Origin of the sequence: Streptomyces niveiscabiei, assembly GCF_033794345.1 — a bacterium.
Lineage (GTDB): Bacteria > Actinomycetota > Actinomycetes > Streptomycetales > Streptomycetaceae > Streptomyces > Streptomyces niveiscabiei.
Window position 1 is genome coordinate 40631 of sequence record NZ_JARAYJ010000047.1, and the last position, 20740, is coordinate 61370.

At 71.3% G+C, this 20740-nt stretch carries 10 protein-coding genes and 1 tRNA gene; 9 read left to right on the forward strand and 2 right to left on the reverse strand.

Features of this window, described 5'->3' with window-relative positions; all coding sequences use genetic code 11:
• Window positions 1–94: 94 nt before the first annotated feature.
• From PV682_RS38825 to PV682_RS38865, 9 genes are all read left to right on the forward strand, one after another.
• Window positions 95–2449 (forward strand): sodium-translocating pyrophosphatase, encoded by a 2355-nt coding sequence (locus PV682_RS38825; RefSeq protein ID WP_319736888.1) that lies wholly within the window; start codon window positions 95–97, stop codon window positions 2447–2449.
• 209 nt (window positions 2450–2658) lie between these two features.
• Entirely contained in the window at window positions 2659–3306 is a 648-nt protein-coding gene (locus tag PV682_RS38830) for a hypothetical protein (RefSeq protein WP_055721910.1), read from the forward strand.
• 129 nt (window positions 3307–3435) lie between these two features.
• The gene (locus tag PV682_RS38835; RefSeq protein WP_319736890.1) at window positions 3436–4959 is read left to right on the forward strand and encodes a DUF7059 domain-containing protein; all 1524 of its coding nucleotides are present in this window, start codon (window positions 3436–3438) and stop codon (window positions 4957–4959) included.
• A gap of 230 nt (window positions 4960–5189) precedes the next feature.
• A complete protein-coding gene (locus PV682_RS38840) occupies window positions 5190–5387 on the forward strand; it encodes a hypothetical protein (RefSeq protein WP_029184428.1) in 198 nt (65 codons plus the stop codon).
• 271 nt (window positions 5388–5658) lie between these two features.
• Window positions 5659–8487, forward strand: a complete 2829-nt coding sequence (gene topA / locus PV682_RS38845) for a type I DNA topoisomerase (RefSeq protein ID WP_319736893.1) — start codon at window positions 5659–5661, stop codon at window positions 8485–8487.
• A gap of 233 nt (window positions 8488–8720) precedes the next feature.
• Window positions 8721–12020, forward strand: a complete 3300-nt coding sequence (tmk, locus tag PV682_RS38850) for a dTMP kinase (RefSeq protein WP_319736895.1) — start codon at window positions 8721–8723, stop codon at window positions 12018–12020.
• 213 nt (window positions 12021–12233) lie between these two features.
• Window positions 12234–13439, forward strand: a complete 1206-nt coding sequence (locus PV682_RS38855) for a DNA polymerase III subunit delta' (RefSeq protein WP_109364731.1) — start codon at window positions 12234–12236, stop codon at window positions 13437–13439.
• Window positions 13440–13684: 245 nt separating this feature from the next.
• Window positions 13685–15256: an alpha/beta hydrolase gene (locus PV682_RS38860; protein WP_319736898.1), complete on the forward strand. Its 1572-nt coding sequence runs from the start codon at window positions 13685–13687 to the stop codon at window positions 15254–15256.
• Window positions 15257–15338: 82 nt separating this feature from the next.
• A tRNA-Thr gene (locus PV682_RS38865) sits at window positions 15339–15415 on the forward strand.
• Between the two features lie 1411 nt (window positions 15416–16826).
• Here PV682_RS38865 and PV682_RS38870 read toward each other — a convergent pair.
• Both PV682_RS38870 and PV682_RS38875 read right to left on the reverse strand, forming a co-directional pair.
• Complete coding sequence (locus PV682_RS38870; protein WP_319736899.1) at window positions 16827–20036, reverse strand: P-loop domain-containing protein; 3210 nt, start codon at window positions 20034–20036, stop codon at window positions 16827–16829.
• Window positions 20033–20413, reverse strand: coding sequence for a hypothetical protein (locus tag PV682_RS38875; protein ID WP_319736901.1), 381 nt, complete (start codon window positions 20411–20413; stop codon window positions 20033–20035). Before PV682_RS38875 ends, PV682_RS38870 begins: the two co-directional genes overlap by 4 nt.
• Between the last annotated feature and the right edge of the window lie 327 nt (window positions 20414–20740).

The following is a 20740-nucleotide window of genomic DNA, read 5'->3' on the forward strand; positions in this document are numbered from 1 at the left end:
CGAATTCTGCATGCCGCGCACTGTATTGATCGGGTTCCGGTACCTACAATCCGTCCACATCTCAGGAGCTCAGCCCAAACGTCAAGGAGGACGAATGGCGGAGCTGACCGACGGAAATCGTGTCCTGGTGGCGGTGATCGCCCTCGTGGCCCTCGCCGCCCTGGTGGTCGCGGGTGTGCTGCTGCGCCAGGTACTGGCGGCGGGCGAGGGCACCGACAGCATGAAGAAGATCGCGGCGGCGGTCCAGGAAGGCGCGAACGCGTATCTCGCCAGGCAGTTGCGTACGCTCGGCGTATTCGCGGTGATCGTGTTCTTCCTGTTGATGTTGCTGCCTGCCGACGACTGGAATCAACGGGCCGGAAGGTCGGCTTTCTTTCTGATCGGCGCGGCGTTCTCGGCGGCCACCGGCTATATCGGCATGTGGCTCGCGGTGCGCAGCAATGTCCGGGTCGCCGCGGCGGCCAGAGAAGCCACTCCGGCCGAGGGGGAGCCGGAAAAGGATCTCACCGCCGTCTCGCACAAAGCGATGAAGATCGCATTCCGTACGGGCGGCGTGGTCGGCATGTTCACCGTCGGCCTCGGCCTGTTCGGCGCCTCCTGCGTCGTCCTCGTCTACGCGGCCGACGCCCCCAAGGTCCTGGAGGGCTTCGGCCTCGGCGCCGCCCTGATCGCCATGTTCATGAGGGTCGGCGGCGGCATCTTCACCAAGGCCGCCGACGTCGGCGCCGACCTGGTCGGCAAGGTCGAGAAGGGCATCCCGGAGGACGACCCCCGCAACGCCGCGACGATCGCCGACAACGTGGGCGACAACGTCGGCGACTGCGCGGGCATGGCCGCCGACCTCTTCGAGTCGTACGCCGTGACGCTGGTCGCCGCGCTGATCCTCGGCAAGGCCGCCTTCGGCGACGCGGGGCTCGCGTTCCCGCTGCTCGTCCCGGCGATCGGGGTGATCACCGCCATGATCGGCATCTTCGCGGTGGCCCCCCGCCGCGCCGACCGCAGCGGCATGAGCGCCATCAACCGCGGCTTCTTCATCTCCGCCGTGATCTCCCTCGCACTCGTCGCCGTCGCCGTCTTCGTCTACCTGCCGGGCTCGTACGGCGACCTGGACGGCGTCACCGACACCGCGATCAGCGGCCGGGGCGGCGACCCGCGCGTCCTCGCGCTGGTCGCCGTGGCGATCGGGATCGTGCTGGCCGCGCTCATCCAGCAGCTCACCGGGTACTTCACGGAGACGACCCGCAGGCCCGTGCGGGACATCGGCAAGACGTCCCTCACGGGCCCCGCGACGGTCGTCCTGGCCGGGATCTCCATCGGCCTCGAATCGGCCGTCTACACCGCCCTCCTGATCGGCCTGGGGGTCTACGGCGCGTTCCTGCTCGGCGGTACGTCGATCATGCTCGCCCTGTTCGCGGTCGCGCTGGCCGGGACGGGGCTGCTGACGACCGTCGGCGTCATCGTCGCCATGGACACCTTCGGGCCCGTCTCCGACAACGCGCAGGGCATCGCGGAGATGTCCGGCGACGTCCAGGGCGCGGGCGCGCAGGTGCTCACCGACCTCGACGCCGTCGGCAACACCACCAAGGCCATCACCAAGGGCATCGCCATCGCCACCGCCGTACTCGCCGCCTCGGCGCTCTTCGGGTCGTACCGGGACGCCATCACCACGGGCGCGCGGGACGTCGGGGAGCAGCTCAGCGGGGAGGGGGCGCCGATGAGTCTGATGATGGACATATCGCAGCCCAACAACCTCGTCGGGCTGATCGCGGGCGCGGCCGTCGTGTTCCTGTTCTCCGGGCTCGCCATCAACGCGGTGTCCCGGTCGGCGGGCGCGGTCGTCTTCGAGGTGCGCCGGCAGTTCCGGGAGAAGCCCGGGATCATGGACTACACGGAGAAACCCGAGTACGGCCGGGTCGTCGACATCTGCACGAAGGACGCGCTCAGGGAGCTGACGACGCCGGGTCTGCTCGCCGTCATGGCGCCCATCTTCGTCGGGTTCACGCTCGGCGTCGGCGCGCTCGGCGCGTACCTCGCGGGGGCCATCGGCACCGGCACGCTGATGGCCGTCTTCCTGGCCAACTCCGGGGGCGCCTGGGACAACGCCAAGAAGCTCGTCGAGGACGGCCACCACGGCGGCAAGGGCAGCGAGGCGCACGCCGCGACCGTCATCGGCGACACGGTCGGCGACCCCTTCAAGGATACCGCCGGGCCCGCCATCAACCCGCTGCTGAAGGTCATGAACCTCGTCTCCCTGCTGATCGCCCCCGCCGTGATCAAGTTCTCGTACGGCGCGGACGAGAGCGTCGGGATACGGGTGCTGATCGCGGTGCTGTCCCTCGCGGTGATCGTGGGCGCGGTGTACGTGTCCAAGCGGCGCGGGATCGCGGTGGGGGACGAGGAGGAGTCCGGCGACGCGGAGGGCGCGCATCCCAGGGCGGCCGTTTCGTAAGTTCTGTACAGAACGTCGTCCTATAGGGCGGGCGGTTCGCTCGTGGGCCGCCCGCCCTTGTGCGCCGTGAGGCTTCTCTCTCGGGAACGCGCGGCGAGGGTGGGGGACAAACCTTCCGATAGCGCCTCATAGGGGCCACTCTCCCGGTGGTGCGCGTCCGGTCGGCGTGTATGTTTCCGTGGCCGAGAGCCATGGAAGGGACCGATCCGGTGAACAAGAAGCTCGCGACCGCACTGTCCGGCGGTGCGGTCCTGATACTGGCGCTGACGGGATGCAGCGGTGAGAAGAACGAGGTGAACAAGGACCTCGTCGCCTGGGCCGGGAAGCTCTGCTCCGACATCCCCGCGCTCAAGGCCAAGATCGACACGGCCAGCGCCTCCATCGAGAAGGTCTCCACCAACGGCCTCCCCCCGAAGGAGGTCCAGCAGACGCTGTCCCAGGCGTTCCAGCAGCAGGCCGACGGCTACAAGGGGCTCGCCGACGCCATCAGCTCCGCCGGGGCGCCTCCCGGCGTCGAGGACGGCGCCACGAAGCAGCGCAACGCCGTCACGGTGCTCACCTCGCTGTCCACGTCGTACGCCGGGCTCAAGACCAAGACGGACGCCCTCGACACGAAGAGCGAGGCGAAGTTCTCCGTCGGGCTCGACGCGGTGGCCGCCGACCTGAAGACCCTCAAGACCAGCGACACGGCGCTGACGGACCTGGAGACCGGGGACGTCAAGCGGGCCATGGTGAAACAGGACACCTGCAAGCAGACGGCGGCCCCGTCGGCCCCGGCGGAGCCCTCGGCGGCACCCTCGGCCCCGGCGGCCTCGCCGTCGCCGTCGGGCTCCGCGACGGGTGCGGCCAAGGGATAGCCCCCACGCGCGCGTACGGCCGGCTTTGTCGGGCGGGGACGCCAGCCGCCGGTGCATAGCCCCCCCACGCGCGCGCGTACGGCCGACCGCGAGCCGCGCTCGCGCGTGCGTACGGGGGACAATGTGCGGGTGAGTGAAGTCACCCCCTCCCCGCTGCCCTCGTCCGACCACGTCGATGTGACCGTCCGGCTGCGGGAGGCCCTGCTCGCGGCCTCCTTCACCGCCGACGGGCTGCTCGACCTGCTGGGCGCCCCCGCGTACACGGCGCTGGCCCGCAGCGAGACGGTGCCCGCGCTGCGCGCGACACGCGGCGACACGCCGCTGGAGGCCCTCGTACGGCTCTTCCTGTTGCAGCGGACCGTGCCGTACGCGCGCGTGGCCGGCGTTCTGCCGGTGGACGCGTGCGTGGAGAGCGGCTGGCTGACGCGCGCGGGCGACGAGGTCGCGGCCACCGTCGACGTACGCCCCTACGGCGGGCCCGACGGCGAGGACTGGTTCGTCGTGTCCGACCTCGGGTGCGCGGTCGGCGGGGCGGGCGGGATCGGCAAGCGCGACGAGGCCGTCGTCCTCGGCGTCGGCGGCGCCTCCACGACGCTCGCCGGGATCACCGTCCGCACGCCCGTGGGCGCCGCGCTCGACCTCGGCACCGGCTCCGGCATCCAGGCCCTGCACGCCGCCCGGCACGCCACGCGCGTGACGGCCACCGACCTCAACCCGCGCGCGCTGCACATCACCGCCCTCACGCTCGCCCTGTCCGGCGCACCGGCGGCCGACCTGCGCGCGGGCTCGCTGTACGAGCCGCTGCGCGACGGCGAGTCGTACGACCTGATCGTCTCCAACCCGCCCTTCGTGATCTCCCCGGGCGCGCGCCTGACGTACCGGGACGGCGGCATGGGCGGCGACGACCTGTGCCGCGCGCTCGTCCAGGGCGCGGGCGCGCGGCTGAACGAGGGCGGGTACGCGCAGTTCCTCGCCAACTGGCAGCACGTCGAGGGCGAGGACTGGCAGGACCGGCTGCGCTCGTGGATCCCGCGCGGGTGCGACGCGTGGGTCGTCCAGCGCGAGGTCCAGGACGTCACCCAGTACGCCGAGCTGTGGCTGCGCGACGCCGGGGACCACCGGGACGACCCGGCCGCCTACGAGGCGCGGTACGACGCCTGGCTCGACGAGTTCGAGGCGCGCAAGGTGAAGGCCGTCGGGTTCGGGTGGATCACCCTGCGCAAGGCGTCCGCCGCCGAGCCGTCCGTCACCGTCGAGGAGTGGCCGCACCCCGTCGAGCAGCCCCTCGGGGACGCCGTCCGCGCCCACTTCGACCGCGTCGACTACCTCCGCGGCCACGACGACGCCGCCCTCCTCACCGCCCGCTTCGCGCTGGCCCCCGAGGTCGTCCAGGAACAGGTCGGGCTGCCCGGCGCCGAGGACCCCGAACACGTCGTCCTGCGCCAGCACCGCGGCATGCGCCGGGCCACCAAGGTCGACACCGTCGGCGCCGGCTTCGCGGGCGTGTGCGACGGCTCGCTGACCGCGGGCGTGATCCTCGACGCGATCGCCCAGCTCGTCGGCGAGGACCCGGTCGTCCTGCGCGACCGCACGCCCGCGCAGATCCGGCTGCTGGTGGAGCAGGGGTTCCTGGAGCCGGTGGACGAGGGCTGAGGCGGGGCGCCCGACCTCGGTCGCGGCCCGCGCGCGGAAGTCGGCCGGAAAGGCACCCGCGCGCGGGTGGTGCGTACCCGGCGCGCGGGGCGGTGCGCCGGGGGTCCGTCCGGGGCCGGGGGGAGCGGCGGGGCGGTGTTCACCTGAGGTTCGCCGGGGTGCCGTCCGGGCGTGGCAGGGTCCGGCGCAGCCGCACGCGCGTGCGGGGCGACGAGGGGGCGTGGACGGGCATGGAGAGTGGGCCGGCGATCTTCGCGGGGGCGGTGTTCGCGCTGTTCGGGGGCGGGTTGTTGGTGTGGACGACCGTACGCGCGCGCCAGCGGCAGCCGGTCGCCCAGGGGGTCGGGCAAGGGGTCGCGGTGACGTTCGCCACGGCCGCCGCCGTGGCGTCGCTGGCCGTCGCGGCGTGGTGCCTCACGCGGGTCTGAGCGCGCGTCCGGGGCGGCGCGGGGACACCGCGCGCGGGAGCGCCGTACCGGTCGGCGGTGCGGTGCGGCGCCGACCGTCCTGAATACGTCGGTCGGTACTCCGGGCGGCAGGAATGGCGGTAGTCGGGTTACCGTTCGAGTGGCCGTTGCGGGCTTTTCCCGTTTGACACGGGGGCGGGATGTACCGTCACACTCCGCAGCGTCACCATGACTGTGCCCCGGGACGAAGCCTGGGGAGGCCCCCAGCGTCGATCCGGAGAGAAGAGCGAAGTTGTCCCCGACAAGCGAGACCGCGAAGGGCGGCAGGCGACTCGTCATCGTCGAGTCGCCCGCCAAGGCGAAGACGATCAAGGGCTATCTCGGCCCCGGATACATCGTCGAGGCCAGCGTCGGGCACATCCGCGACCTTCCGAGCGGCGCCGCCGAGGTGCCGGAGAAGTACACCGGCGAGGTGCGCCGCCTCGGCGTGGACGTCGAGCACGACTTCCAGCCCATCTATGTGATCAACGCCGACAAGCGCGCGCAGGTCAAGAAGTTGAAGGACCTCCTCAAGGAGTCCGACGAACTCTTCCTCGCCACCGACGAGGACCGCGAGGGCGAGGCCATCGCGTGGCACCTCCAGCAGGTCCTCAAGCCGACGATCCCGGTCAAGCGGATGGTCTTCCACGAGATCACCAAGGACGCGATCCGGGCCGCCGTCGCGAACCCGCGCCAGCTCAACCAGAAGCTCGTCGACGCCCAGGAGACCCGCCGCATCCTCGACCGCCTCTACGGCTACGAGGTCTCGCCGGTCCTGTGGAAGAAGGTCATGCCGAAGCTGTCGGCGGGCCGCGTCCAGTCGGTGGCGACACGACTCGTGGTCGAGCGGGAACGCGAGCGCATCGCTTTTCGTTCTGCTGAGTACTGGGACTTGACGGGGACCTTCGCGACCGGCCGCGCCGGGGACTCGTCGGACCCGTCGTCGCTGGTCGCCCGCCTCCAGACCGTCGACGGCAGGCGGGTCGCGCAGGGCCGCGACTTCGACTCCCTGGGACAACTCAAGAGCGAGCAGATCCTCCACCTCGACGAGAGCAGCGCCCGCGCCCTGGCCGCCGCCCTGGAGCAGACCCGGTTCGCCGTCCGCTCGGTCGAGTCCAAGCCGTACCGCCGCTCGCCGTACGCCCCCTTCCGTACGACGACCCTCCAGCAGGAGGCCAGCCGCAAGCTCGGCTTCGGCGCGAAGGCGACCATGCAGGTGGCGCAGAAGCTGTACGAGAACGGCTTCATCACCTACATGCGTACGGACTCCACGACCCTCAGCGACACCGCCGTGTCCGCCGCCCGCGCGCAGGTCACCCAGCTGTACGGCGCCGACTACCTGCCCTCCGCCCCGCGCACGTACGCCGGGAAGGTCAAGAACGCGCAGGAGGCGCACGAGGCGATCCGTCCCTCGGGTGATCGTTTCCGCACCCCCGCGGAGACCGGCCTGACCGGCGACCAGTTCCGCCTCTACGAGCTGATCTGGAAGCGCACGGTCGCCTCCCAGATGAAGGACGCCACCGGCAACAGCGTCACCGTCAAGATCGGCGGCACCGCCGCGGACGGCCGGGACGTCGAGTTCACCGCCTCCGGCAAGACGATCACCTTCCACGGCTTCCTGAAGGCGTACGTCGAGGGCGCGGACGACCCGAACGCCGAACTGGACGACCGCGAGCGGCGCCTGCCGCAGGTCACCGAGGGCGACCCGCTGACCGCCGAGGAGATCACGGTCGACGGGCACGCGACCAAGCCGCCCGCGCGCTACACCGAGGCGTCCCTCGTCAAGGAGCTCGAAGAGCGCGAGATCGGCCGCCCGTCCACGTACGCGTCGATCATCGGCACCATCCTCGACCGCGGCTACGTCTTCAAGAAGGGCACCGCGCTCGTCCCGTCGTTCCTGTCCTTCGCCGTCGTCAACCTCCTGGAGAAGCACTTCGGGCGGCTCGTCGACTACGACTTCACCGCCAAGATGGAGGACGACCTCGACGCCATCGCGCGCGGCGAGGCGCAGTCCGTGCCGTGGCTCAAGCGGTTCTACTTCGGCGAGGGCACCGGCGGCGCGGGCGGCGCGGCCGACGCGGGCAACGGCGACGGGGACCACCTCGGCGGGCTCAAGGAGCTGGTGACCGACCTCGGCGCGATCGACGCCCGCGAGGTGTCCTCGTTCCCCGTCGGCAGCGGGATCGTCCTGCGGGTCGGCCGGTACGGGCCGTACATCGAGCGCGGGGAGAAGGACAGCGAGGGCCACCAGCGCGCGGACATCCCCGAGGACCTCGCGCCCGACGAGCTGTCCGTCGAGATGGCGGAGGAACTGCTGGCCAAGCCCAGCGGCGACTTCGAGCTGGGCACCGACCCCGTCTCCGGGCACCAGATCATCGCGCGGGACGGCCGGTACGGGCCGTACGTCACCGAGGTGCTGCCCGAGGGGACGCCGAAGACCGGGAAGAACGCGGTCAAGCCGCGCACCGCCTCGCTGTTCAAGTCGATGTCCCTCGACACCGTCACCCTCGACGACGCGCTCAAGCTGATGTCCCTCCCGCGCGTGGTGGGCGCCGACGCGGAGGGCGTCGAGATCACCGCGCAGAACGGGCGCTACGGGCCGTACCTCAAGAAGGGCACCGACTCGCGGTCCCTCCAGACCGAGGACCAGCTCTTCACGATCACCCTCGAAGAAGCGCTGGAGATCTACTCCCAGCCCAAGCAGCGCGGGCGCGCCGCCGCCAAGCCGCCGCTGAAGGAGCTCGGCGCGGACCCCGTCAGCGGCAAGCCCGTCGTCGTCAAGGACGGCCGGTTCGGGCCGTACGTCACCGACGGCGAGACCAACGCGACGCTCCGCTCCGGCGACAGCGTCGAGGAGATCACGCCCGAGCGCGGCTTCGAACTCCTCGCGGAGAAGCGGGCGAAGGGCCCGGCGAAGAAGACCGCGAAGAAGGCACCCGCCAAGAAGGCCCCGGCGAAGAAGGCGGCGGCCACGAAGACGGCCGCCGCGAAGAAGACCGCCGCCAAGAAGACGACCACGGCGAAGAAGACGACGGCCGCGGCGAAGAAGAGCACGGCTTCCCGGGCGTCCGCGGAGGACTGAGCGAACGACGGAGCCCCGTGCCACGCCCTCTCGGCGCGGCACGGGGCTCTGCCGTTCGCGGGTGCGGGGGAGTGGTGGGGGTCGGGTGCGGGTTCGGTGGGGGCGCCGGCGCCTGCCCGCGCCGTCGGAGTGCCGCCGCACCCACCGGACCCGCGGCCGGGCGGAGCGGGGGGCGGCCGGGCGGGACGGGCCGTATGGGGTGGTGTGTCGGTGGGGGCGGATAGGCTGAAAGCATGACGCGAGCCGAGCAGCCGACGGGCCTTCACCCGGCAGAGAATGACGCCCTGGTGGTGGACTCACGCGAGCGCGCCGTGCGGGCGTTGCTCAGGCAGCCGCAGTTGCGGCGGTTGTGGAGTGCGCAGCTGGTGGGCGGAGCGGGGGATGCCCTCGCCGTCCTGGTGCTGGTGTTCCTCACGCTCCAGGCCGTCGTCTCCCAGGAGGCCCTGGGCGGCGGGTACCGGGGGGCGGCGCTGTCCGTCGCGCTCGTGCTCGGCGTGCGCGCGGTGGCCACCGTCCTGTTCGGGGCCGTCCTGCTCGGCCCGCTGACCTCGCTCACCTCTCCCGACGGCCCGCTGGACCGCCGCTGGACGATGGCCGGTGCGGACGGCGTGCGCGCGGTGCTGCTGATCGTCGCGCCCCTGTGGATCGACTGGACGCCGGGCAACGCGCTGGTGCTGCTGCTGGCGACGGTCTTCGTGACCGGCATCGCCGAGCGGCTGTGGACGATCGCGCGCGAGGGCGCCGCGCCCGCGCTGCTGCCGGCGCCGCCGCCGGAGGGCGCGACCGTACGGCCGCTCCCGGACCACATGGACGCCCTGCGCCGCCTGTCGCTGCGCACCGGCTTCGCGGCGATCCCGCTCGCCGGCGCCGTCCTGATCGCGGCCGGACTGGTGAACGTCCTGCTGGGCGCCGGAGTCGCCTGGTTCGACCAGCACCAGGCGGCGCTCGCGTCGTACGTCGCGGCGGGCCTGTTCGCCGCGTCCCTGTCGGTCGTCTCCGCGCTGGAGCTGCCCAAGCTGCGCACCCCGCGCGCGCGGTCCCCGCTGGAGGGCCTGCGCCGCCCGCGCGCGGGCACCGGTGCCGAGACCGGCCGTACCGGCGCGATCCCGCTGCTGGTGACGGCGTGCGGCGTCGTCGCGGGCGCGGTCGCCGCCGCCGTGGCCGTCGCCGTCCTCCAGGCCGTCGACCTGGGCGGCGGCCCGATCTCGTACGGCCTGCTCGTCCTCGGCCTGACCGGCGGGGTCGTCGTCGGTATCCGTACGGCGCCCAGGATCCTGCCCGCGCTGTCGCGCCGCCGCCTGCTGGCGCTGGCCATCGCGGTCACCGGTGTGTCGCTGCTGGCCGCCGGGCTCGTCCCGGACAACGCGACCGTCCTGCTGCTCGCCGCCCTCGCGGGCGTGGGCGCGGGGGTCGCCGCGAACACCGGGCACGCGCTGCTCGACCAGGAGACCGAGGACGGCCGCCGCGCGCGGGTCACCGAGCACCTCCACGCGGTCGTCCGGGTCTTCGTCGGGTTCGCCGCGCTGGTCGCGCCCCTCGTGGCCGCGCTGATCGGCCCGCACCGCCTGGAGAGCGGCCGGTTCGTGTTCGCGCACGGCGGCGCCGCGTTCACGCTGATGCTGGTCGGCGCGCTGCTGCTGCCGGTCGCCGCGCTGGTCCTCGCCAAGGTCGACGACCGCTCCGGCGTCCCCCTGCGCCAGGACCTGCGCGACGCCCTGCTCGGCGGCTCCGAGCCCGCGACCGCGCCCGCCGCGACCGGCTTCTTCATCGCCCTGGAGGGCGGCGACGGCGCCGGCAAGTCCACCCAGGCCGAGGCGCTCGCCGAGTGGATAAGGGCTAAGGGCCACGAGGTCGTCCTCACCCGCGAGCCCGGCGCCACGCCGGTCGGCAAGCGGCTGCGCTCGATCCTCCTCGACGTCTCCTCGGCCGGCCTCTCGCACCGCGCGGAGGCGCTGCTGTACGCCGCCGACCGCGCCGAGCACGTCGACACCGTCGTACGGCCCGCCCTGGAGCGCGGCGCCGTCGTCATCACCGACCGGTACGTCGACTCCTCCGTCGCCTACCAGGGCGCCGGGCGCGACCTGTCGCCGGTCGAGATCGCGCGCATCTCGCGCTGGGCCACCGACGGGCTCGTCCCGCATCTGACCGTCCTGCTCGACGTCTCGCCGGAGACCGCGCGCGAGCGGTTCACCGAGGCGCCGGACCGGCTGGAGTCGGAGCCCGCCGAGTTCCACGCGCGCGTGCGGTCCGGTTTCCTCACCCTCGCCGCCGCCGACCCCGGCCGCTACCTCGTCGTCGACGCGGGCCAGGAGGCCGAGGCCGTCACCACCGTCGTCCGCGCGCGGCTCGACCAGCTGCTGCCGCTCTCCGAGGCCGAGATCAAGGCCCAGGAGGAGGCGCGCAGGAAGGCCGAGGAGGAGGCCCGGCGCAAGGCCGAGGAAGAGGCCGCCCGCAAGGCCGAGGAGGAGCGCCTGGAGCGCGAGCGCCAGGAGCAGCTCGCCAAGCTCCGCGCCGAGGAGGAGGAGCGCAAGCGGCGCGAGCTGGAGGAGGCGCAGCGGCGCGAGGCCGAACGGCAGGCCGAGGAGGCGCGCGTGCGCGCGGAGGAAGCGCGCAAGCGGGCCGAGGAGGAGCGGGTGCGGCTCCTCGCGGAGGAGAAGGCGCGCGCCGAGGAAGAGGCGCGGCGGGCCGCCGAGGCGGAGCGGCGTCGTCAGCAGGCCGAGGAGGAGGCGCGGCTGCGGGCCGAGGCCGAGGCCCGGCGTGTCGAGAAGCAGCGGCGCGCGGAGGAGGCGTTGCTGCGGGCCGAGGAGGCGCGGCGCGCTGCCGAGGAGGCGGCTGCCGCGGCTGCGGCGGGGCCCCGGACGCCGCCGCACGGGACGCCGGTCGCGGGTGGGGGCTGGCCCGAGGTCGGCGGCGAGCCCGGTACCGGTGCCGGTGCGGTGAGCTGGCCCGCCGCGCGCGGGGGCGCCGAGGGTGCTTCCGAGGGGCGGGACGTGCGGACCGAGTCCGGGGAGTCGGCGGCCTGGCCCGTGGCGCGCGGGGGTGCCGGTTCCCGTGGCGCGAGGAAGGGCGGGTGGCCCGAGGCTTCGGAGGCGGTCACCGTGCCCACGCCCGCGGTGACGCCGCAGGACGCCGGGCGCGGGCGGGACGTCGAGGAGACCGCCGTACTGCCGCCCGTGCGGCTCGTGAAGGACGAGGCGCCCGGGGCCGGTGAGGTGACGGCCGAGCTGCCTCAGCCGTCCGCCTCCTCGCGGCCGTCCTGGGCTGTCGGCGCCGACGCGGAGGAGACGGCCGTCCTGCCGCCGGTCCCCGGCTCTCCGGCGGGGGAGCGGCCCGCCGACCGGGTGCCGCCGGGATTCTTCCGGGACGAGCGCGAGGACCGTACGCGGGAGCTGCCCCAGGTCGACGAGAGCGGGGCGCCGCGCAGGCGGCCCCGGTCCGACTGGGCCGAGGAGACGCCGCTGGACGATCTGCCGTCGCTGGCCGATGAGTTGCTGGGGTCGCGGCGGGACGAGGACGAGGGGCGCCGGAGGTAGGCAGGCGCGTCACGGGGTGCCGCATCTGTCGCATGGCGGGTGCGGCACCCCTGTGGCTTGTCGCGCGGCTCCCCGCGCCCCTTGAGGGCGTTGCCGGGCCGTCGCTCTCGGGGCCCTGCCTTCGATCTCGTTGCCGGGACTCCGTTGTCAGTGGGCTCCCGCACAATGGAACCCGCAGTGCCGAGCGGGACGAGACGGAAGGTGGCCGGCCAGGTGAGTGTGTGGGACGACCTCGTCGGGCAGGAGCGGGTCAGCGAGCAGCTGGGGGCCGCCGCCCGGGATGCCGACGCGTTCGTCACGGCGGCGGTGAGCGGCGAGGCGCCGCCCGAGGCGTCCAAGATGACGCACGCCTGGCTGTTCACCGGGCCTCCCGGGGCCGGGCGTACGCAGGTGGCGCGGGCGTTCGCCGCGGCGTTGCAGTGCGTCAGCCCGGACCGGGCGCTCGGGGGCGCGCCGGGGTGCGGGTTCTGCGACGGATGCCATACGGCGCTGATCGGGACGCACGCGGACGTGACGACCGTCGCCGCGGTCGGGACGCAGATCCTCGCGGAGGACATGCGGGACACGGTCAGGAAGTCGTTCACGTCCCCGGCGACCGGCCGCTGGCAGATCATCCTCGTCGAGGACGCGGAACGGCTGAACGAGAAGTCGGCGAACGCGGTCCTGAAAGCCGTCGAGGAACCGGCGCCGCGCACCGTCTGGCTGCTGTGCGCGCCGTCCCTCGAAGACGTCCTGCCGACGATCCGCTCCCGCTGCCGGCACCTCAACCTGGGCACGCCGTCCGTCGCCGCCGTCGCCGACATGCTGGTCCGGCGCGAGGGCATCGCGCCGGACGTCGCGGCCTCCGCCGCCCGCGCGACGCAGGGGCACGTCGACCGCGCGCGGCGCCTCGCGACCGACCCGGCCGCGCGGGAGCGGCGCGCGTCCGTGCTGAAGCTGCCGCTGCGGGTCGGCGAGATCGGCGGGGCGCTGAAGGCCGCGCAGGAACTCGTCGACGCGGCGGCCGAGGATGCGAAGGTGCTCGCCGAGGAGGTCGACGGGAAGGAGACCGAGGAGCTGAAGGCGGCGCTCGGCGCGACCCAGGGCAGCCGGATGCCGCGCGGCACCGCCGGGGTGATGAAGGACCTGGAGGACAAGCAGAAGCGCCGCCGGACCCGTACCCAGCGCGACAGCCTCGACCTCGCGCTCACCGACCTCACGGCCTTCTACCGCGACGTCCTCGCGCTCCAGCTCGGCACCCGCGTCGCCCTCGCCAACGCGGACGCCGAGGACACGCTGGAGCGGCTCGCCCGGGAGGGGTCCCCGGAGGCGACGCTGCGGCGGATCGAGGCGATCGGGGCGTGCCGGGTGGCGCTGGACCGGAACGTGGCGCCGCTGCTGGCGGTGGAGGCGATGACGATGGCGCTGCGGGCGGGGTGAGGGTGGGGCGCGGGCCGGGTGCGCCGTGCGCGGGGTGAGGCTGGGGCGCGTGCCGTGCGCGCCGTGCGCGGAGCGGGTGGGGGTGTGGGTCTGTGCGCCGTGGCTGGAGCGGGCGGGGGTGCCGTCTGGCCCGGGGGGTGCCGCCGATCGCCGTGATGTCACTGTGAGTTGATGGGTCGTCACTCGTACGGGGTGGATCTCGGACGAACCGTGTTCATTTCGTCGCTCAGCGTTACTCTCGGTGTATGAGCCTCAGTCGTCCCCGCCGCCTCCGGACCCCCGCCGCCCTCATCGCGTCGCTCGCCTCGGCGGCGCTGCTGCTGGGCGGCTGCTCCACAGGCGGTGCCGCCTCGGTGGCCGACGCCGCGCGGGCCGAGCTGGTGGCGCTGCCGAAGGCCACGCCGGCCGAACTGTCGTCGTACTACGGGCAGAAGCTGCGCTGGCGCAGCTGCGGGGTGCCGGGCTTCGAGTGCGCGACGATGAAGGCGCCGCTGGACTACGCGAAGCCGGCCCAGGGGGACGTCCGGCTCGCGGTGGCCCGGAAGAAGGCGACGGGGCCGGGTGAGCGGCTGGGCTCCCTGCTGGTCAACCCCGGCGGCCCGGGCGGCTCGGCGGTCGGCTACCTCCAGCAGTACGCCGGCCTCGGCTACCCGGCGCAGGTGCGCGCGCGGTACGACATGGTCGCCGTCGACCCGCGCGGGGTCGCCCGCAGCGAACCCGTGGAGTGTCTCGACGGGCGCGCGATGGACGCGTACACGCAGACCGACACGACCCCCGACGACCAGCGCGAGACGGACGCGCTGGTCGCGGCGTACCAGAGGTTCGCGGAGGGCTGCGGCGCCGACTCCCCCGAGCTCCTGCGGCACGTGTCGACCGTCGAGGCCGCGCGCGACATGGACATCCTGCGCGCGGCGCTGGGCGACCCGAAGCTGACGTACGTGGGCGCGTCGTACGGCACGTTCCTCGGCGCCACGTACGCGGGCCTGTTCCCCGGCCGCGTCGGCCGCCTCGTCCTCGACGGCGCGATGGACCCCTCCCTGACCGCCCGCCGGATGAACCTCGACCAGACCGCCGGCTTCGAGACCGCGTTCCAGTCGTTCGCGAAGGACTGCGTACGGCACCCCGACTGCCCCCTCAGCGGCACGCCCGCGCAGGTCGGCGCGGGCCTCAAGGCGTTCTTCCGGCGCCTCGACGCCCACCCGATCCCCGCGGGCGACGCGGACGGCCGCAGGCTCGGCGAGGCCCTCGCGACGACCGGCGTGATCGCCGCGATGTACGACGAGAGCACGTGGGAACAGCTCCGCGAGGCCCTCTCGTCCGCGATCCGCGAGAACGACGGCGCCGGTCTCCTCGTCCTCGCCGACAGCTACTACGAACGCGACTCCGCCGGCCGCTACGCCAACCTCATGTTCGCCAACGCGGCGGTGAACTGCCTCGACCTGCCCTCCGCGTACGCCACGCCCGACGAGGTGCGCGCGGCCCTCCCCGCCTTCGAGAAGGCGTCCCCCGTCTTCGGTGAGGGCATGGGCTGGGCGTCCCTGACCTGCGCGTACTGGCCGGTGCGCGCGACCGGAGCCCCGCACCGCATCACCGCGCAGGGCTCCGCGCCGATCCTCGTCGTCGGCACGGTCCGCGATCCCGCGACGCCCTACCGCTGGGCCGAGGCCCTCGCGGGCCAGCTCTCCGCCGGGCACCTCCTCACGTACGACGGCGACGGGCACACGGCGTACGGGCGGGGCAGTTCCTGCATCGACTCGGCGATCAACGCGTACCTCCTCGCGGGCACCGTCCCGCCCCCGGGCAAGCGCTGCTCCTGACCCCGTCAGGGGTGGTCGGAGCACCCTTCGAAACTGTGTAGACTTACCTCCGTTGCTGATCGCACCATGGTGTGGACAGCGCGCCGCCTTAGCTCAGATGGCCAGAGCAACGCACTCGTAATGCGTAGGTCTCGGGTTCGAATCCCGAAGGCGGCTCCATGATGAACCCCAGGTCGGGCCCTTGACCTGGGGTTTCTTTATTTCCGCGCGAGGTGGTCCGGTGCCGGACGTACTTTCTGACCTGCGTATCGGAAATGCGTCGGTCGGAGGTTCGGGGTTTCGGTTAGCGGCGGTTCGAGGGCATCTGAACGCGAGCTGACCTGCTATTTTCTTGGATTTGCTGATGCGGGGTCAGCTGTGGTCGGTGCTGGAGTGCGCCAGGGGAGCGCATCGGTGCAGGAGGCGTGCGGTGGGCCGTGGTGCGCGGTGTCGGGTTATCCGGTGAGTGCGTTGATGTTGTCGTTGTCGGGAACGAACAGCATCTGGAGCATCGGGCGGGATAGGTCTCGGCGGTGGCCAGGTCGAGCGGCCTCTGGTGGGTGTCGGCCTGACTGACGTCCCCGCACAACAGCACGTTCGACGCAGCGGCATTGAGGTGGCGACGGATCAGGGCACCGGCCGAGGGATGGCGGCCTGGTCGGCGTAGGGTACGCGCCCGTTTCGGCGCCCGCCCACACAGCTCCACCTCGTCCTGCGCACTGCGACCGCGCCCGCCCACCCTGCTTCGTCCAGGTGACGAGCGATCCTCGGTGAGCCGTAGGTGCCGCCCGAGGCGGTCAACAGTCCCTAGATCTCTTCGCGTCAGCAGTAGGGCCGACTCCGGCCCGCACTTCGAGCAGATTCTCCGGGCAGGGACCTGTTGGCACGCAGCGCCCGACACCCACGGCGGACACTTCACCCGGGTCGGCAGCGACACAGCCAACGCCCCGCCGCCAAGACCAGCCACAAGGCCGACGTCGCGGTCCACGGCGAGGACGGCGACGGTCGCGAGGCGCTGATCGCTACCGGCGAAGCGAGGTGGAATGACGTGATGAGGGTTGGCCACGTGGAACGTCTTGGTTACATCTGCTCGCTCCTGACGGTGCGAGGCTCCGCCTCCGAGGCGACCCGGCTCTACTGCTTCAGCGGCACGGCCTCACCGATGAACTGCACCATCTCGCGAACGACGCCCCGACGACCCAACTGATCGACCTGCACCGCCTCTACCACGGAGAGTAACCGCTGATCTCTCTGGCTAAGGTCTGGGCACCTGGACCGCAGGGCAAAGGCCGCTGGCGGTGTGCCGAGACGCCCCGCCGGTCGGCCTCTTGACGATGGTGGTTGGGAACGACGTCCGGGCACCGTCCGTGCGAAACATGTGAGTTCGATCTCGGCTCACGATGAACGGGGCAGCTCCAGAGCCTGGCAGGGGCGTACGGCGACCATTCCGTTCCGGACGTCCGGCCCGCCGAGTTCGATCCTATGCCCCCGGATTGCCAGGTCGAGCCTGTGTGAATGGGGGCAGCGGACCGGGGGCCCTGCCTGGGGGAGAGCCGGCAACGCAAGTCCGCCTGGGGAACCGATCTCACGCTCAACCACGCCCTGACTCAGGCGTCTGCCGTACGGCAGCCAGGGTGACGTCGCCGTTGGCTGTACCTGCCAGGAGCCACGGCCCGTCGAAGGCCAGGCATGTGATGGCACCGTGCAGCACAAGGTGACCGACCCGTTGCCGGGCGGCGAGGTCGTGCACCGTGACCGTGCCGTTCCTGTGCCCAGTCGCCAGGTAGCGGCCGTCTCTGGTGAGGGAGGCGACCGAGTCATCATTGGGGATGGGGAAGGGCGCATGCGTCTCATCAGGCCACAAGACCTGGGTCAACTCCCCGGTGCCGAGGTTCCACTTCTCCACTCCCAACCACATTGGGAGAAACGGACCACCGAGTTGGGCGACGGTGATGAGGTGGTTTCCGTCCGAGGTGAACCGAGCGGCCCTGACCAGGTATTCGCCCCGTGTGACCTCACGTACGAGATTGCCGGTGTCCGCATCCCAGACACGCACCACGCCGTTGAGGGTCCCGGTCACGATGTGGCGGTCGTCAGGCGAGATGTCGAGGGCCGACACGGGCGAGCCATGGCGATCGTTGACGCGTGTCGGCCAGTGCTCGCGTGGGCAGTCACCTCCTCCCACCGGAGGCAACGCCTCGTCCCGGGCGCCGTCGCGTGTTCGCCAGTCCTCGTCGCAAGGGTTGCCGTTGACCATGAGCGGGCGTAACCGGGACCCAAGTCGCATGTCGAAGAGTGCGGCGTTGCCGGCATAGGTCCCCACGGCGTACAGGCTGGCCTCGCTGCCCAAGGCGAGGGTGTCTTCGCCGTGCGGAACGTGTGATCTGCGCTCCGTCCGCAGCAGTCGGCCCGTGGCCGCATCCCAGATCTTCAAGTCGCCGTCATCGCCCAGCGTCGCGGCATGGCTATCCCGTAACGATGCCGCGCGCACTGTGCCCCGGTGTCCGTCCAGTACAAGTCGCGGCGTGGGGGACAACGGGGTGAGGACGTGGGCTCCACCGAGGGCCGAGCCCACAACCACCCACCGCCCGTCAGGTGAGATGGCCAAGGCTCGGACCAGGCCGGTGTCGAAGTGACCCAGCACGGTGCGGTTGGTGAGGTCCCACATGATCACCGAGCTGTCCCCGCGCTCGCAGACGGCCGCGTACCGGCGATCCGGGGTGGCCGCAATGATCAGGTTCGCGAGATCCTCCGGGGGGACCTGCTCGGGTATGGCATAGGGCGGGAGTTCCACCGGCAGGGAAGAGAGCCGGGGCTCGGTGAACTCGTCGGGCGTCAGCGGTTTTCCTGTACCGGAGGACAGATCCCAGACCATGCCCGTTCGGTCTACGCGTAGAGCCACGAGTCGCCGACCGTCGTCACTGAAGCGGAGACTGAACACCCTCATCGTGTTTTCGGTGGGTGGGAACTCTCGAATTGTCGAACCGGTCTTCGTGTCGAACACCTGGACAGTCTTGTGCATGTCGTTACCGTGCCAGGTGAATCCGCAGAGCGCTGTTCTGGTTCCGTCCTCGGACATGGCCCCGGCATCCACGTTGTATTCGCTGGTGGCCAGCGTGTGTGACAGCAGCCGTGAATTTTCGCCCGTGGCGCTCCAAAAGGTTGAGATCACCGGCTCGTGTTCGTGGCTGCGGTGGAGGAGGCCGGAGCGCCCGCTCACAGAGGATTCGTACAGGAGTTGCTGGGTGGTGAACGACGCCTTCTCTCCGGATGCTCCCCCGCCGTGCAGATTGTGCGCCTGACGTCCAAGTATCGCGCGCATTGTACTGAGCACCGAGCTCTCCGGAAGCAGGCTGTGCAGAGCGGTGATCTCGTTCAGGAGTGAATCCACGCCCGTCGCGGCGATGCGCGCGACCAGGTAACCGCAGTCGGTGACGGTCTCTTCCAGATCACGCAGCTCCGGCGGTTGCTGTCGATTGTGTTCGACGGTGTACTCGGTGCCCTGGGCAGTGACCATGAGCCGGACACGGTCGGCCATGTAGCCCAAGAGGTACTCCACGCCATGGGAATCGGTGGCATCGGCGCGGAACGTCGCGATGATCTGCTCTGTCGACTCTCGCGGGTAGACGCCGTGTCGAGACTCCTGGCGGAGATGGTCGCGCAATGACCCGTGGAAGGGGACAAAGGGGCCGTCGGGTCGCGGGCCCTGTAGATACGGAGCGCACAGCTCCAGCGCATCGTCGACGGCTGATTGGCGGAGACCGGTCAGCTGCGCCAGCTGACGCCTCGTAAATCCATTGCCTCGGCTTTGCACAAGGAATCCGAGAACCGGGCGGATGACCTCACGCCACCGACCAGGGTCGGCGGTCACTTGACGGCCGAGGAAGCTGGTGTAGAGGTCTCCCAGACCGTGCGGCAGAACCCGCTCGCCTGAGGCAAGGAGATTCAACCGCTCGGCATCCTCGGACGCAGCGAGGGCGGCGTACAGGAAGTTGCCGTCGGCGACCTGAGCGATCAACTGCGCGACAAGCGTGGGATCGGTGATTCCTCTGTCGTGAAGGCGGCCCTGGAGGTAGGTCTGCACGTCGTGCGCCCCCGCGGGTTCGTCGTCGCGGAGCCGTAGTTGACGACCGTGAGAGAAGTACTCAGTAGTGAGGCCGTTGCGTGTGGTGAGCACAAGACGTAGACCTGGTACGGGGTCGGTGCGCAGCGTGGACAGCAGCCGAGCCAGCGTCTGCGGCCCACTGGTCTGTTCTTCGGTCTCGTCCACGGCGTCGATCAGGATGACCGCATGGGTCCCGAGTTCGGACAGGGGCTTTCGGAACAGGGTGTCCAGGAGATGACGCGGTTCGATGTCGGGGAGGATCAGTCGGTTGATTCCGACGACAGTGGAGTTCCGTACGGCCCCTGTGAACTCTTGGTTGACAGTAACGGTGGTGGCCGCAGTGCGGTACGCCACGGCTTCGGCGTATCCCGGGAGCGTGGCGCACAACTGGCCCGCCAACTGTTCCAGCACATCACGAATGTTCAGCGAGCTGAATTGCTGGGCCTGGCAGAAGTGCCAGGCATGCAACCAGGTTGGTCCAGGTCCCTGTGGGGACAGCATCTCGCTGTGCGAGATCCTGACCAGCTGCACCGCGAGTGCGGACTTGCCGACTCCTGGTTCTGCCGATATGACGAGAAGTGGTTCTGCGGTCTTGTACCAGGACGTGATCTCGGCCAGGGCCCATTCCCGCCCTACGAAAAGGTTGGGCTGCCCGGCCAGTTCTGCCGGGATTCCCGGCCCCTTGTCGAATGTCACTGGGTGTTGGTGCTGTCAATACCGACGATGGTGGACCGGCTCACCGAACCAAGGCGCTGCCGTACTTCCGCGTCACCGCCTGGTGCGGGCCGGCGCGCTGCGGTGATGCTGCTGTCCGAGACGTCCGCGAAGTGCTGCTCCACCGTCCAGCGGGACGGGGACGAAGAAACGCTGTCAGCCGCACGGGCCTGGCTCCATTCGAAGAGAGCCTGGGTCAGGAGCAGTGTGGCGAGGCCGGCCCCGGCGGGCCAAGTCCAGCTGGCTGTCCACACGTTGATGACAACAGCGATTGCCGCAGCGGACACGGTCGAGATGAGGGCGGCCGACGCGCGGGACCGAATGGCTGCTCCAAGCGGCCACGGTGAACGAACGGACACGGCGTATCACTCCTTGGGCGGGTGGGCTCTCATGGTGTGAACTGTCCGGAGGCTACGCCACCCGGGTTGCTCGCGAACGAGATCCGGCAAAGCGGAGCCATCCGCGTTGCCGGTGTAAAGACCGACGTGGCTGATGCCGGAGGGGAGCCCCCGGGCTCACCCAGCGGGTTGCAACCCGCATACCTTCCTAAGAACTCGTAACACGATCTTGTTGAAGTGTCCTGGTTAGGCGTGACCGATGTGAGGATTCGGCCGTTCGGGATGGTGTGAGTACTCGGCCGTGGATCGTGGACGACGACTTGTGGGCGCTGATCGAGCCGCTGCTGC

Coding starts and splice junctions, on each gene's coding strand:
- PV682_RS38825 (WP_319736888.1), top strand. CDS start 95: ATGGCGGAGCTGACCGACGGAAATCGTGTCCTGGTGGCGGTGATCGCC.
- PV682_RS38840 (WP_029184428.1), top strand. CDS start 5,190: ATGGAGAGTGGGCCGGCGATCTTCGCGGGGGCGGTGTTCGCGCTGTTC.
- tmk (WP_319736895.1), top strand. CDS start 8,721: ATGACGCGAGCCGAGCAGCCGACGGGCCTTCACCCGGCAGAGAATGAC.
- PV682_RS38860 (WP_319736898.1), top strand. CDS start 13,685: ATGAGCCTCAGTCGTCCCCGCCGCCTCCGGACCCCCGCCGCCCTCATC.